At 42.2% G+C, this 13,522-nt stretch carries 13 protein-coding genes and 4 tRNA genes; 8 read left to right on the top strand and 9 right to left on the bottom strand.

Annotated features, from left to right (window positions below; genetic code table 11):
- The first annotated feature begins 35 nt into the window (after nucleotides 1-35).
- From HG263_RS11605 to HG263_RS11620, 4 genes are all read left to right on the top strand, one after another.
- Nucleotides 36-935, top strand: a complete 900-nt coding sequence (locus tag HG263_RS11605) for a mechanosensitive ion channel family protein (RefSeq protein WP_171626236.1) — start codon at nucleotides 36-38, stop codon at nucleotides 933-935.
- 171 nt (nucleotides 936-1,106) lie between these two features.
- Entirely contained in the window at nucleotides 1,107-1,553 is a 447-nt protein-coding gene (locus HG263_RS11610; protein ID WP_171626237.1) for a PA2169 family four-helix-bundle protein, read from the top strand.
- Between the two features lie 26 nt (nucleotides 1,554-1,579).
- Complete coding sequence (locus HG263_RS11615; protein ID WP_171626238.1) at nucleotides 1,580-1,750, top strand: DUF1328 domain-containing protein; 171 nt, start codon at nucleotides 1,580-1,582, stop codon at nucleotides 1,748-1,750.
- Between the two features lie 17 nt (nucleotides 1,751-1,767).
- Nucleotides 1,768-1,956, top strand: a complete 189-nt coding sequence (locus HG263_RS11620; protein WP_171626239.1) for a hypothetical protein — start codon at nucleotides 1,768-1,770, stop codon at nucleotides 1,954-1,956.
- 329 nt (nucleotides 1,957-2,285) lie between these two features.
- On the opposite strand, the gene tuf is transcribed toward HG263_RS11620, so the two are convergent.
- The 8 genes from tuf to murB all read right to left on the bottom strand — a co-directional run bounded on the left by tuf (nucleotide 2,286) and on the right by murB (nucleotide 6,831).
- The gene (gene tuf / locus HG263_RS11625) at nucleotides 2,286-3,470 is read right to left on the bottom strand and encodes an elongation factor Tu (RefSeq protein ID WP_152087331.1); all 1,185 of its coding nucleotides are present in this window, start codon (nucleotides 3,468-3,470) and stop codon (nucleotides 2,286-2,288) included.
- Nucleotides 3,471-3,596: 126 nt separating this feature from the next.
- Nucleotides 3,597-3,672, bottom strand: a tRNA-Thr gene (locus tag HG263_RS11630).
- 12 nt (nucleotides 3,673-3,684) lie between these two features.
- Nucleotides 3,685-3,759 (bottom strand) — tRNA-Gly (locus tag HG263_RS11635).
- Nucleotides 3,760-3,803: 44 nt separating this feature from the next.
- Nucleotides 3,804-3,888 (bottom strand) — tRNA-Tyr (locus HG263_RS11640).
- A gap of 46 nt (nucleotides 3,889-3,934) precedes the next feature.
- A tRNA-Thr gene (locus HG263_RS11645) sits at nucleotides 3,935-4,010 on the bottom strand.
- Nucleotides 4,011-4,131: 121 nt separating this feature from the next.
- A complete protein-coding gene (locus tag HG263_RS11650) occupies nucleotides 4,132-4,836 on the bottom strand; it encodes a type III pantothenate kinase (RefSeq protein WP_171626240.1) in 705 nt (234 codons plus the stop codon).
- Nucleotides 4,836-5,858: a bifunctional biotin--[acetyl-CoA-carboxylase] ligase/biotin operon repressor BirA gene (gene birA / locus HG263_RS11655; RefSeq protein ID WP_171626241.1), complete on the bottom strand. Its 1,023-nt coding sequence runs from the start codon at nucleotides 5,856-5,858 to the stop codon at nucleotides 4,836-4,838. Before birA ends, HG263_RS11650 begins: the two co-directional genes overlap by 1 nt.
- Nucleotides 5,818-6,831, bottom strand: coding sequence for a UDP-N-acetylmuramate dehydrogenase (murB, locus tag HG263_RS11660; RefSeq protein WP_171626242.1), 1,014 nt, complete (start codon nucleotides 6,829-6,831; stop codon nucleotides 5,818-5,820). The genes birA and murB overlap by 41 nt, the downstream gene beginning before the upstream one ends.
- A gap of 132 nt (nucleotides 6,832-6,963) precedes the next feature.
- Here murB and HG263_RS11665 point away from each other — a divergent pair, with 132 nt between their 5' ends.
- A complete protein-coding gene (locus tag HG263_RS11665; RefSeq protein ID WP_171626243.1) occupies nucleotides 6,964-8,811 on the top strand; it encodes a M1 family metallopeptidase in 1,848 nt (615 codons plus the stop codon).
- Nucleotides 8,812-8,844: 33 nt separating this feature from the next.
- Here HG263_RS11665 and HG263_RS11670 read toward each other — a convergent pair whose 3' ends face one another.
- Nucleotides 8,845-9,468, bottom strand: a complete 624-nt coding sequence (locus tag HG263_RS11670; RefSeq protein ID WP_171626244.1) for a DUF2057 domain-containing protein — start codon at nucleotides 9,466-9,468, stop codon at nucleotides 8,845-8,847.
- A 146-nt stretch (nucleotides 9,469-9,614) separates the two neighbouring features.
- On the opposite strand from HG263_RS11670, the gene HG263_RS11675 reads away from it, so the two are divergent.
- The 3 genes from HG263_RS11675 (at nucleotide 9,615) to HG263_RS11685 (ending at nucleotide 13,326) form a co-directional block, all read left to right on the top strand.
- A complete protein-coding gene (locus tag HG263_RS11675; protein WP_171626245.1) occupies nucleotides 9,615-9,986 on the top strand; it encodes a histidine triad nucleotide-binding protein in 372 nt (123 codons plus the stop codon).
- Nucleotides 9,987-10,214: 228 nt separating this feature from the next.
- A complete protein-coding gene (locus HG263_RS11680; RefSeq protein ID WP_171626246.1) occupies nucleotides 10,215-10,871 on the top strand; it encodes a helix-turn-helix transcriptional regulator in 657 nt (218 codons plus the stop codon).
- Nucleotides 10,872-11,166: 295 nt separating this feature from the next.
- Nucleotides 11,167-13,326 carry an ATP-binding protein gene (locus HG263_RS11685; protein ID WP_171626247.1) on the top strand — a complete coding sequence of 720 codons (2,160 nt, stop codon included), beginning with the start codon at nucleotides 11,167-11,169 and terminating at the stop codon, nucleotides 13,324-13,326.
- The last annotated feature ends 196 nt before the right edge of the window (nucleotides 13,327-13,522 follow it).

Below are 13,522 nucleotides of genomic sequence, written 5' to 3' on the forward strand. Positions count from 1 at the left end.
TGCCACCTCATTATTAATAAAATAGCGAGCGCACAATGAACAACCTATCATTAGAAAAATTTTGGCAACTCATCTATGAAAAGATGGATAGCTGGGCCGAGCTGAGTATTAAAAATCTCCCTAATTTGGTAGTGGCCATTGTTATCTTCGTGGTATTTTTATTTCTCTCCAGCATGATTGCTAACTGGGCACTCAAGCTCATAAAAAAAGTCTCTCACTCCACTCAAGTTGCAGGGCTGTTAGCTGCCATTATCCGCTTAGTGGTCATTGCCATTGGCTTTTTCTTCGCTTTAGACATTATGGGGCTCTCTGGTGCCGTGGCATCATTGTTGGCCGGTGCGGGGATAATTGGTCTTGCTATTGGTTTTGCTTTTCAAGATATGACTGAAAACCTCATTGCTGGTGTCGTCATGGGGATACGCAAACCATTTAAAGTGGGCGATATCATTGAAGCTGATGATACATTGGGTACAGTCAAGCAAATAAACCTTCGCAATACCTTAATTGAAACCTTTTATGGTCAACTCTGTGTTATCCCAAATAAGATACTATTTAGAAACAAACTACTTAATTACTCCACCCTCAAAAAGCGCCGTATAGAAATTCCCGTTGGGATTTCTTACGCCGATGACATTAATCAAGCACGAGAGGTGATTGAGCAAGCTATTAACAACCTCGGCTTTGTTAAACACAAAGAAGAAACCGCCGTATATGCCAGTGGTTTTGGTGACAGCGCCATCGACCTACTTGTTTGGTTTTGGATTGACTATCCAGGAGATGGCAACTTTATGGATATTCGCCACCAAGCGATTGTTACAATCAATCAAACCCTCAATGATAACGACATTTTAATTCCGTTTCCTATTCGTACATTGGACTTTAATGCAAAAGGAGGCACCACCTTGCAAGATGTACAAAGTACAGGTGAGCAGTAATTACATACTCTCGGTAAGACTTACAAGTTCATTACGAACCAAAAACATAACAAATTGATTTTAAACACAAATAAAATTGGCACGGACGCTGCAGCACCCTCTGTGTATAACGATTAATTGCAAATGATGATGTATCCATTTGCCACAGACTTAAAACTAAAGGAGCATATTATGTCAAACAGTGATTTTAATTTAAAACCCGTTGCAGAGCTTATCAAGGTACTAAATGGTGGCATTGAATTTTACTTAGAAGCAAAAAAGAAAGTCGACAACCTTGAACTTGAGCGCATTTTTGAAATGAATGTGCTAGAAAAAACCAAAGCCGTATCCGCATTGCAGCCATTTATTGTGGCCGACAAAGGTGAAATTGAAGAGGATAATGCAGTCAGTGTTGAGCTGCGCGAAACTTATACCAAGGTCATCGCATTAATCAGCACAGATAAAGATCACACGTATATTTCTCAGCTGGAAGAAGTGGAAGATAAAGTCCTTGAGAAAGTAGATGCAGCACTTGAGCAAACGCTACCACAAGACTGCCAACGTGCACTACGTGAAATACGCATGACGATGCAAGCATGTCATGACGAAATGAAAACACTACAGGACATTACAGCCTAATTGCCAAATAGGCTTGAGGAGGCCCCATGTTACACTGGTCAATCACATTTTTAGTACTTGCCCTTATTGCCGCAGTATTAGGGTTTAGTGGCATCGCAGGTGCAGCAGCAAGCATTGCTAAGATATTATTTTTTATTTTTGTCGCATTCTTAGTACTGTCTTTTATTTTTTCACTCGTTAAAAAGCCCAAAGCTTAGGCTTAAAGGAGCACATTATGAATTTCATGAATCTAACAAAAGCTGTCGGTGTTGTTGCTTTACTTGCGCTGGCTGGTTGTTCAGACGGTCCAGCGGAGGATGCTGGTGAAAAAATCGATGAAATGGTAACCGATAGCAAAAACGCCATTGAAGATGCCTGTGAGAATGTTAAAGAAGCCGCTAAAGCTGAGAATGAAAACTGCTAATCGGTTTTCAACAAAGTAGATTATTAAAAAGCCTCCAAAAGTCGTTTTGGGGGCTTTTTACAGTTCACGCCAATTCATTTAGGATTCACACTGATGGATACCCCTTCGCTGATACCGACCTACCGGACCAAAATCTCAGGCATTAAAAAAGGCCACCGAAGTGACTTTCGTGCAAAAGTTTAATGACAAAGCGCGCAGCGCTTGCATTCCTTTTACACAAGGTGGAGTGAGCCAATCTAACAGACTCACAACCCAAAATCCGAACATAAAAAAACCCGAGCCTAAACTCGGGTTTTTCTAATGCTTTATGGCATTAACTAAAGTCGATATTACTCAACGATAGTTGCTACAACACCAGCACCTACTGTACGACCACCTTCACGGATAGCGAAGCGTAAACCTTCGTCCATCGCGATTGGTACGATTAGGTCTACAGTCATCTTGATGTTGTCACCAGGCATTACCATTTCTACGCCTTCTGGTAACTCAACGTTACCTGTTACGTCAGTTGTACGGAAGTAGAACTGTGGACGGTAGCCTTTGAAGAATGGTGTATGACGACCACCTTCATCTTTAGAAAGTACGTATACTTCTGAAGTGAACTTCGTGTGTGGAGTGATTGAACCAGGCTTCGCTAGTACTTGACCACGTTCTACTTCGTCACGCTTAGTACCACGTAGAAGTGCACCGATGTTCTCACCCGCACGACCTTCGTCTAGAAGCTTACGGAACATCTCAACACCCGTACAAGTTGTCTTCGTTGTATCTTTGATACCTACGATTTCAACTTCGTCGTTCACGTTGATGATACCAGCTTCAACACGGCCTGTTACTACTGTACCACGACCCTGGATTGAGAATACGTCTTCGATAGGCATGATGAATGGCTTATCGATGTCACGCTCTGGCTCTGGGATGTAAGTGTCTAGTGCTTCTGCAAGCTCAACAATCTTGTCTTCCCACTCTTTCTCGCCTTCTAACGCTTTAAGCGCAGAACCTTGGATTAGAGGTAGGTCATCACCTGGGAAGTCATATTCAGAAAGAAGTTCACGTACTTCCATCTCTACTAGCTCTAGAAGCTCTTCGTCGTCAACCATGTCACATTTGTTCATGAACACGATGATGTAAGGTACACCAACCTGACGAGAAAGTAGGATGTGCTCACGTGTTTGAGGCATAGGACCGTCAGTAGCTGCAACTACTAGGATCGCGCCGTCCATCTGTGCAGCACCAGTGATCATGTTTTTAACATAGTCAGCGTGTCCTGGACAGTCTACGTGTGCGTAGTGACGAGTTGGCGTGTCGTACTCAACGTGTGAAGTTGAGATTGTGATACCACGCTCACGCTCTTCTGGAGCGTTATCGATTGATGCGAAATCTTTTGCTTCACCACCGTATACTTTTGCAAGTACGTTAGTGATTGCTGCAGTTAGGGTAGTTTTACCGTGGTCAACGTGGCCGATTGTACCTACGTTTACGTGCGGTTTTACGCGTTCAAACTTTTCTTTTGCCATGACGGAACCTATCAGTTTTTGTGTATCTAGATTACATATAAAAATAACCCGCCATATGCGAGCTAAGATTATTCTTTCATTTTTTAATGACAAATCAAAGGAAGTATTTGAGAAGATTCTTAAGACTGGTGCTGATAGGCAGATTTGAACTGCCGACCTCACCCTTACCAAGGGTGCGCTCTACCAACTGAGCTATATCAGCACACCAGAATACTGGAGCGGGCAGCGGGAATCGAACCCGCATCATCAGCTTGGAAGGCTGAGGTAATAGCCATTATACGATGCCCGCTTTAGGAACCTGTTCTTAACTACCTCGAACCGTCAAGAATAAAGTGGTGGAGGGGGCTGGATTCGAACCAGCGAAGGCAGTGCCGTCAGATTTACAGTCTGATCCCTTTGGCCGCTCGGGAACCCCTCCACGAAAAATTCTTTCCTAAAGCATCTGCAGATTGCAGTGTAAAAAATGGTGCCGACTATCCGAGTCGAACGGATGACCTACTGATTACAAGTCAGTTGCTCTACCAACTGAGCTAAGTCGGCACTGCTTTAGTACGGGGCGAGATTCTAGAGCAAGGTTTCAGGCGATGCAACAACAATCTGCAAAAAAATGGTAATTTATTGTTTAAGTGCTCATATTTGCGGCAACAGTGCGCTAATACATTCAAATTTGAATATATTTACGCCAAAAAGCTAGGCCCTGCAATACCAAAGAATCGTGGTAAAAAGCGTCACAATTGAGCTGCTGGGAAATAAATTCACCATATCCCCCCGCACAAACCACCTTAAGATTACCTTTATCAGAACCAAACTCTTCGATTGCCGCATACACGGCGCCCAAAGTTGCAACTAGGGCACCATTTTTCACTGCATTGGGGGTATTGTTTCCCAGCTCTTGAGCAAATGGGCTCTGCTCGTCGCTAAATACCTTTTGTGTATTACTCACCAAACTCTCAATCATCATATCTAAGCCAGGCAAAATCCAGCCACCACGGTGGCGACCGTCAGCACTGAGGATATCCACTTTTGTGGCGGTTCCTGAGTCGACGATCACACAGTTTTGTTGCGGATATAAATAGTGACAAGCCACGACAGTCAGCCAGCGATCTACGCCAAGATTTTGATAGTGCTCATAGGCACAATGTAATTGCCCTAAAGTGGCTGTAACATGCGCGTGTATGACTTTGATCCCGCTCGCTTGCGCTTTTTCCTCATAAGGAGACAAGGCATCAGACTTACCCACCTGAGCCACCAGCACCTCATTTATATCAACCCAAGGTACTTGGTCATCACGAATAAGTTGAATGTTGTCATTACTCGCCAAAGCCAATTTTACAGCAGTATTACCGACATCAATTAGTAAGCGCATTAGCCTTCCTTACGCAGTGAAATTTCACCGCCAAAATAACTTTTCAACACGCCGTCTTGGCGTAATACGATACCGCCTTGTTCATCAATGCCTTCACACACACCTCGCCACTGGCGCTGCCCTGTGGTGAGTGTCACAATTTCACCAGCAAATGCATTCAACGAATTCCATTGTGCCTTCATTTGAGCAAGTCCACCTTGCTGATACTTCGCTAAGCGTGCAGCTAAACGCTGAGTAAGCACAGCGACTAACTGATTTTTGTCTATACACCCTGCATGGCTTGATAAGTCAGTCCAAGGTTGATCTATCTGCGCGGATGCACCGTCAGGCATTAATAAATTAATGCCAATACCAATGACTAAATGACACGGCCCTTCAACCTGACCATCGAGTTCAACTAGCACCCCAGCCAGCTTTTTATGATTAAGGTAAATATCATTTGGCCATTTCAGCGCAACGTCTAAGTTATACAGCACCTTGATTGCATCATATACCGCCAGTCCAACAGCAATAGATACGCCCATTGCTGCCTGCAGCCCATCATCCAATCGCCAATAGTAGCTGTAATAAAGGTTAGCCCCAAATGGTGATTGCCAAGTACGCCCCCGTCGCCCTCGTCCTGCTTGCTGCATCTCAGACACAAGGATTTGTCCAGACTCCAAAGGCTGTCGATTTTGCACTCGGCGCATCAGCTCACTATTTGTCGAATCAATAATCGCTTCAACTTCCACCGCGTTATCACATTCTAAATGCGCTAACTGCTCAATAATTCGGGTTTTATCCAACAAGGGTAAACTATTGTTTAAACAATACCCTTTACCACTGACCGTAAAAATATCAATACCCATTTCTTGCAGTGATGCAATATGTTTTGACACCGCTGCACGGCTGATCCCTAGCTGCTCGCCCAGTGCCTGCCCAGATACAAAACCGCCTTGGTTTAATGCGTTCAAAATGGCTAATTTATTTCCTTCAGGTGCTTTATTCACACACGGCTCCTTGAATATGCACTTCACTGTCATGACCTAGTAAACGTACTTCGTGCTCTAACTTAACTGCAAACTTTTGCCATACTCGCTGTTGAATATACTTAATCATAGTGACTAGGTCATCAGCACTCCCGTTGCCTTGATTCACTAACACCAACGCTTGTTTGTGATACACCGCAATGCCCCCTGTTTGATGTCCTTTAAGTCCGGCTTGCTCTATCAACCACCCAGCCGCAAGTTTTTGCTCAGCATCATTAACATAATAAGTCGGTATATCAGCAAATTGCTGCTTTAACTTACTGGCACGCTCATGACTCACCACTGGGTTTTTAAAAAAGCTACCTGCATTTGCCAACACACAGGGATCGGGGAGTTTACTTTGCCTAATATCAATCACTGCTTGGCACACTTGCTGAGCGGTCAGGTTGGTATGTTTGAGGTTTTGCAAAGGCCCATAGCTAAGTTCAGGTTGCCACTGTTTAGTTATTTTTAAGCCTACTTGCGTGATCACAAACCCTCCCTTTAGTGCATGTTTAAAGATTGAGTCACGATAACCAAATTCGCACTGTTCGCGAGTCAGTTTCACACGTTGTTGAGTGTTAATATCAAACCCTTCTACATACTCAACAAATTTTGCTAATTCAACACCATAGGCACCTATATTTTGCACTGGCGCCGCTCCAACGGTACCCGGTATCAGTGCTAAGTTTTCTAATCCTGCGATGCCTTTTTCAAGTAATTGCAAAATAAGTTGGTGCCAGTTCTCCCCCGCGGCGGCCGTTACAAACCACGCAGTATCAGATTCTTTAATAACCACACCTTTAAGTGCTATTTTAATCACCGTGCCAACAAAGTCTTCGACAAAGACAGTATTACTCCCTTCGCCAAGTAAACAAAATGGCTTTGAAAAGTCGATTTCTGTTAGCTGCTGCCAGTGACTCACTGTGACTAACTGTAAGCACTGACTGGGTAAAGCAAAAGTATGTAGGGACTGTAAAGCGTGCACTCGGTGGCCTTAACAAAGTAATCTCAGTAGCGCTAGTTTACCTGATCACTTCACTAGGCGCATCCATGTGTGATCTTCGCACCAAGCATGTTATAACATGACCACTAACATTGAATAATGAGCAAGGATATTATGAAATTAACAGCCTTCGCGACCAGCTTAGCACTGGCCGGACTCTCACACACTGTAACTGCAGCAACCGCAGTTGACCAGCATACCTATGCTAACTTGAATGATGTTATCTCTACACATTTACTTTTAGACTTAGATGTCGATTTTGCAGATAAACAACTTGAAGGTTTTGTTGAGCATACTTTAAAGTGGCAAAATGCCAATGCTCGAACTTTAGTTCTTGATACCCGCGACTTAGAAATCGACAAAGTCATGTACCAAGGAAAAAACGGTCAATGGCATAAGGCAAGCTTTACTCTGGCAAAACGTGATGATGTGAAAGGTGCCAAGCTAACCATTAAATTTAAAGAGCAGGCCAAAAAAGCTCGTATTTACTACAACAGCCTGCCACAAGCATCCGGTCTGCAATGGCTCACTCCAGCGCAAACAGCAAGCAAAACACACCCATTTATGTACAGCCAATCACAAGCTATCCATGCTCGCAGCTGGATCCCTGTACAAGACACGCCTGCGATGCGTGTTACCTACTCAGCACGAATTCAAACACCAACGGACGTACGCGCAGTAATGAGTGCTGATAACAGCGGTGCATTAATTAAAGATGGTGACTATTGGTTTGATATGCCACAGGCAATCCCACCTTACCTTATTGCCATTGGTGCGGGTAACTTAGAATATAAAGAAATGTCGCATCAAACGGCGATTTTTGCTGAACCACAAATTCTTGATGCGTCGGTTGCTGAGTTTAACGACACACAAACGATGATCAACAAGACCAATGCCATGTATGGTGAATATGCTTGGGGTCGCTACGACTTACTTATGCTGCCACCAAGCTTCCCATTTGGTGGTATGGAAAATCCTCGTTTATCTTTTATCACCCCAACGGTCGTTGCTGGTGATAAAAGTTTAGTTAACCTGATTGCCCATGAATTGGCTCACTCTTGGTCAGGTAACTTAGTGACCAATGCCACATGGGAAGATTTATGGCTTAACGAAGGTTTCACCTCATACGTTGAAAACCGTATTATGGAGGAAGTATTTGGCCGTGAGCGCGCAGTCATGGAACAAGCACTTGATGCCGCAGGTTTAAAAGAGTTACTCAAAACCATCGACGAACCTGATACACGCTTAAATTTAAAACTTAACGGTCGCGATCCTGACGATGCATTTAGCTCAGTGCCTTACACTAAAGGGCAATTATTCCTAATGTACTTAGAAGAAAAGTTTGGCCGTGAAAAATTCGATGAGTTTGTTAAAGGATACTTCAAAACGTACTCTTTCAAATCGCTAACGACTGCTGAATTTGTTGAGTATTTAAATACCAACTTGCTACAAAAGCACCCTGGTATTGTGAGCTTGGACAAGGCCAAAGAATGGATATTCCAGCCAGGATTACCGAGTGATGCGCCAAATCCGACATCTGATGCATTCGAAAAAGTAGATGCACTCACTCAAGCATGGTTAAAAGGTGAAAAAACTTTAGCCGAGCTACCTACAACCCGCTGGAGCGTGCATGAGTGGTTGCACTTTATTAACAATCTACCTAGAGATTTAGACACCACACGCATGACCGAGTTAGATAGCGCATTTAACCTAACCAACTCAACCAATGCTGAGCGTGCTTTCGCTTGGTATATGCTTGCTGTAGGTAACGGCTATGAAGCAATCTATCCTGCACTTGAGAAACACCTAACCACCATTGGTCGTCGTAAACTGATTGTTCGGTTGTACAAAGCGCTGGTCGAAAACGACAAACGTGATTGGGCTTATGATGTTTATCAAAAAGCGCGCCCAGGTTATCACTCTCTGGCGCAAGGTTCGATAGACGCGGTATTCGAAAAATAAGCGTTACTAAATAGAGCAATAAATAAAGGGCCTCTACTGGCCCTTTATTTTTTCTAAAAATGCAGTTCGCTGTGCATCACTGGCTTGTTGCCACCAAAATTCTAACATTGAATAGGCATCAGGATGCGATACACCCTTTGGCTTTCGCACTGCGTTAGCCGGCAGCACGGGAGCGGGAACATGATTCGCCTGCACCGTTACAGAGGTAGGGGTTTGCTGTGGAGTTACATCACCGCCATGTATTGGCATTTGTCGTATACGCTGTAATACAACAACTTGATTGTCAGGGCGTTGTACTGTGACACTGGGTTTATTGGCAAATTGTTTAGCCAGCTCCACATCAGCTGGGCGATTAAATAGCAGCTGATAATCTCCCTCTTGATCAATTAGCATAGTTACCCAAAAAGGCTCAGATTCAACCACTTCATGCTCATCATAATCGAGTTCATACAAATCACTGTATTTGAGCTTCAGTGCGTACTTTCCTGGGGCTAAAGTCAACTCGGTGACTTTGCTAAACAATGAATGCTCTACCTCTTCTTCGTTCACCTGCAGTGGATAAAGCTCTTGAGAAAAATTAACGGTCGCGCTATGTGCTAATCCTAAATGACCGCCAACCCACAAGGTCAGCAACAAAAAAACTGGCCTAATATTCATACCATCCCCTTTCAATTTAACACCTTATCATCACAAGCAGTTTGACAGTCAAAGTAAACTTTGTCATTAGTGTATCTATTAAACCTTAGTATACTCTATATGCGTAAGTGCAAATGCAGTAACAAAAACTTTTAGTAGGACCTAACATGACCGAGAGCACCATTTTTGACAAAATTATCAATAAAGAGATCCCTGCGGATGTTGTTTATGAAGATGAACACACTCTCGCCTTTAAAGATATCAACCCACAAGCACCTTTTCATGTTTTGGTGATCCCAAAACAACGCATCGCAACCATTAACGATGTTAATGAGCAAAATTCACATCTCATCGGCCATTTGTACGTTGTTGCTGCAAAACTTGCCAAAGAACACGGCTTTGCTGAAGAAGGATATAGAGTTGTCATGAACTGTAATGAACATGGTGGACAAACAGTCTATCATGTTCACTTACATCTGCTTGCGGGCAAACCAATGGGATGGCCTCCATATCAAGATAGGAAAAAAGAACTAATCTAAATTATTCTATGTTAATTAATGTAAACAGTTAAGTTATTATTTCAAAAAACAAAACTGTATTCATATCAAAACGTTAACTTTAACAAACAATAAATTGTTACTGTTCATGAAGTTATTGAGCAGTAACATATAGCAATTACTTCTAAACCTTGATGAAAATACTAATACAAAAGGGCGGACCCTCATGTTAGCATTAAGTCATCAGATTGAATAAGAGTGTTAGTATCAATGAGCAGTTCTGCCTTTTTGTTATTAGATAAAGACCCAATTAATACAATAGGAATCAATGTCCTACAGCCATTATTGAAAACCCAAGGGCTAGAAGTGACAACCAGTACAGATATCGAAGATGTTCCTGAAGGAACTCGTATTCTCTTTATCGAAACTGCACCAAAGGATGCTTGGATTAAGTTAAAAGAGCAACTTAGTCGACTCAAAGTCAATTGTGATATCGTTTTGTTTAATCTTGACGAAAATCCTGAATTGGCAAACCGTGCCTTACTAAGCGGTATCCGTGGCGTGTTTTATACTACCGATAATGCCGATGTATTAATGAAGGGTATTCGCCTTCTCATGGAAAACCAGCTATGGTATCGCCGAGAGATCATGTGTAATGCACTCAACCGCATGCTGCAATTTAATAAAGATGCACTGCATAAACTGACCGAAGGCGATATTGAACCAGTCAAACTTACCAAACGTGAAAAAGCGATTATTTCACTCATGAGTAAAGGTGCAAAAAACAAAGAAATTGCAGAGGATTTAAATATCAGCCCGCATACCGTGAAAACTCACTTATACAGCGCTTTTAGAAAAACAAAATGTCGTAATCGTATCGAGTTACTCTCTTGGGCACAGCAAAATATCCCTGATGAGATTCGCTAATGTAAAAAACTTACATTGGCTTATGCATAAATGTTTTCTTACAGCCGCAATTGCGGCTGTTTTTGTTTATTTACTCACCATGAAACTAATTGTATTAAAACATTGATCATTCTAGCGAGCTAAATGACGCATTAACGGGTTAAAAATCACTCATGTAGAATAACTACATACCGTAATCATTGCCTAGTTACTAATGCATTTATCTATCGCAATATCAGATCATTTATTTAATGCAATTGGTTTAACAAATCACTATGCTTAATTGTTAAGTTCTAGTATAAAAACAATAACGAGCATGTTCGATCCAAAAACGCTGTATATCACTAGCATAGCCATGATGGCGATGATGGTTTTGCTAAATTTTTTAACTTGGCGAACCAATAAAGACACTCCAGGCACCCTACTTTACATTTTTTACCCACTGGTATTGCTGGCTGCCATTGTTAGCTTTGCTATCCACAGTAAGTTAGATATGTGGCAAAGTATTGGTAGTGCGAATGCATTGTTATTTAGTGCATCTATTATCCATTGCTTTGCCATTTCTCAATTTCTGGGTTACAAAAAACTCGAGCTAAAGCTATTCTTATGCGTCACCGCAGTGCTGTTTATTGGCTTGGTTTACTTTAGTGCAGTAAACGATAACCTACGCTACCGAATTTTAGTCTCTGATTTACAACACATTACCGAAACTATCTTCTTGCTGTATCTATTTTTACGTTTTGCTCGCCACCTCTATCCAAATGGCACAATTGTTTATTCCATCATACTATGCTTGGTGATGTGTGCTTTTACCGCCCGAACCTTCTTGATGGGCGATATTACCCATTTAGAACTACTGGATGACAATTGGTTTGTTACAACACTCTTCATTAATGGCGTGCTCGCCCCCATTTTTTATGCCACAGGAATGGCGTTACTCTGCAATGAGCGCAGAGAATTAAACTTAAATAGGCTAACCGAAAAAGCACAAAAAGATCTTGAAATAAGGGGGTTATTTTTATCGACAATCAGCCATGAAATTCGCACCCCACTCAACGGAATTTTAGGCAGTGCACAACTTGTACTAAACCGCACAACTAACCACCGAAATAAAGCATATTGCGAAGCAATTATTAACTCAGCAGAGTCGCTAAACCTCTTGATAGATAAAGTATTAGACTATGCAAGTTTAGATCAAAGTGATGAAGCTTTGTATGAAGAGGATGTAGAGCTCAAAAGCTGGCTAAATAACTTATGCTTACTGCTTAGCCCCCTAGCAGAACAAAAGAAGCTGTCCTTCGAATTACTATACGACTTGCCAGAACAAGCTTGCTACTACTGTGACCAACAGAAACTTCGCCAAATAGTCATCAACTTGGTTGGAAATGCAATAAAGTTTACCGATAAGGGCAGTGTAAAGATCCGTGTTGAACTGGTGAATGAAAGTAACATGAACCACCAAGTTCGCTTCAGCGTAATAGACTCAGGGCCGGGCATAGACAGCGAAGACATTGATAAATTGACTGAACCATATGTACAAAGTAATGCAGGAAAGATCAAAGGAGGCACAGGTCTTGGGCTGGCAATAACCAGCCGTTTATTGGAACGCTTAGGCTCCAAACTAAACATAGACAGTACCTTAGGAGAAGGTAGTACATTTAGCTTTGAAGTCGCATTGGCACTGGGAGAATTAAGCTTAGTTGAGCAGCGACATCACAACCCAGACTGCTTGATTGGGTTAAATGTGTTACTCGTTGAAGACCTTGATCTTAACCAAAAAATTGCGATTGAGTTTATGGCCGCAGATGAGCACAAAGTGAAGCTCGCCACCGATGGTCAAAGCGCGATTGCCTTATTACAGCAGTACCAATTTGATGTGGTATTACTGGATATGAATTTGCCCGATCTCACTGGGCAAGAAGTCATGCGCAAACTAAAAAGCATGGATCACAAAAACAAACGTACGCCTTTTTTGGCATTTACGGCAAGTTTAAGTCCTGATGAAATCAAAGAGTACCTAACACTGGGTATAAAAGACATTGTAGGAAAGCCGATTAAACAGGAAAAGTTACGCCGTGCACTGAGCGACTCACAAAGCGCTCAAAAGCCGACAATCAGTGTGGAACTGACAGATACTTTGTATGATGACACAGCCGTAAACTCTTTAAAAGGCGGCTTCAACGAAGATGAAATATCTTCTGTTTACAACGAATTCGTACTCTCTGCTCGCAACAAACTCATCCATATACAGCAGTTAGAAGGGGCTAACAATGAGCAGTGCATTAAGCTCTTACATCGCCAAGCCGGCACCGCTTTACAGCTTGGATTCAATAGATATGGCTTAGCGCTAAAGAAAGTTGAGCGTCGTCTGCTTGATGGCAAATCAAGTGATGGAGAGCTCACCAAAGCGATGACATTGTGGCAAGAGAGCCTAGAAGCGTATTTAAGCTTTGTGAGAAGAAGTACGCTAGGTTAAGCAAATATTTTTAAGCAAAGGAGCAGAATGTCTGCTCCCAACCAAAAAACCACACTTTATTTCTACTTCAAAAACAACAGACCATCCTATTTTCGTAATAAAACCATTCCCTTTATATAGACGCAAACAAGAATTGTTCTACACTTTTTAACTGGCCGTTGTTTTTTGTTAGCCATTCTTAACAACACTTTTAAAA

The sequence above is a fragment of the Pseudoalteromonas caenipelagi genome, assembly GCF_013140855.1.
Taxonomy (GTDB): Bacteria; Pseudomonadota; Gammaproteobacteria; order Enterobacterales; family Alteromonadaceae; genus Pseudoalteromonas; species Pseudoalteromonas caenipelagi.

Excerpts from the sequence above, each read along its gene's own strand:
- tuf (WP_152087331.1), bottom strand. The coding sequence starts at position 3,470 with ATGGCAAAAGAAAAGTTTGAACGCGTAAAACCGCACGTAAACGTAGGT.
- HG263_RS11615 (WP_171626238.1), top strand. The coding sequence starts at position 1,580 with ATGTTACACTGGTCAATCACATTTTTAGTACTTGCCCTTATTGCCGCA.
- HG263_RS11605 (WP_171626236.1), top strand. The coding sequence starts at position 36 with ATGAACAACCTATCATTAGAAAAATTTTGGCAACTCATCTATGAAAAG.
- HG263_RS11610 (WP_171626237.1), top strand. The coding sequence starts at position 1,107 with ATGTCAAACAGTGATTTTAATTTAAAACCCGTTGCAGAGCTTATCAAG.
- HG263_RS11675 (WP_171626245.1), top strand. The coding sequence starts at position 9,615 with ATGACCGAGAGCACCATTTTTGACAAAATTATCAATAAAGAGATCCCT.
- birA (WP_171626241.1), bottom strand. The coding sequence starts at position 5,858 with ATGACAGTGAAGTGCATATTCAAGGAGCCGTGTGTGAATAAAGCACCT.
- HG263_RS11680 (WP_171626246.1), top strand. The coding sequence starts at position 10,215 with ATGAGCAGTTCTGCCTTTTTGTTATTAGATAAAGACCCAATTAATACA.
- HG263_RS11650 (WP_171626240.1), bottom strand. The coding sequence starts at position 4,836 with ATGCGCTTACTAATTGATGTCGGTAATACTGCTGTAAAATTGGCTTTG.
- HG263_RS11670 (WP_171626244.1), bottom strand. The coding sequence starts at position 9,468 with ATGAATATTAGGCCAGTTTTTTTGTTGCTGACCTTGTGGGTTGGCGGT.
- HG263_RS11620 (WP_171626239.1), top strand. The coding sequence starts at position 1,768 with ATGAATTTCATGAATCTAACAAAAGCTGTCGGTGTTGTTGCTTTACTT.
- HG263_RS11685 (WP_171626247.1), top strand. The coding sequence starts at position 11,167 with ATGTTCGATCCAAAAACGCTGTATATCACTAGCATAGCCATGATGGCG.
- HG263_RS11665 (WP_171626243.1), top strand. The coding sequence starts at position 6,964 with ATGAAATTAACAGCCTTCGCGACCAGCTTAGCACTGGCCGGACTCTCA.